Consider the following 221-nt stretch of genomic DNA (forward strand, 5'->3'; position numbering starts at 1 on the left):
AACCAAGATGGCGCTGTTGATCAAAACGACGTTCGATTAAAAGACATCACGGTCACTATCACAGGCACAGATAAGTTTGGTCAGGCGGTCAATCAAAGTGTTAAAACTGACGCTAATGGTGCGTTTAGCTTCACAGGTCTAATTGAATCAAATGTAGATGGCTACACGATTACTCAAACAGTAAGTGGCACTTATCAAATGGGTAACCGTTACATCGGCTC

General features: G+C 42.5%; 1 protein-coding gene. It reads left to right on the forward strand.

Annotated features, from left to right (window positions below; all coding sequences use genetic code 11):
* The coding region (locus N477_RS26245; protein WP_196760567.1) for a hypothetical protein at positions 1 to 221 on the forward strand (221 nt) is incomplete at both ends.

Origin of the sequence: Pseudoalteromonas luteoviolacea H33-S (genome assembly GCF_001625695.1) — a bacterium.
Classification (GTDB): Bacteria; Pseudomonadota; Gammaproteobacteria; order Enterobacterales; family Alteromonadaceae; genus Pseudoalteromonas; species Pseudoalteromonas luteoviolacea_B.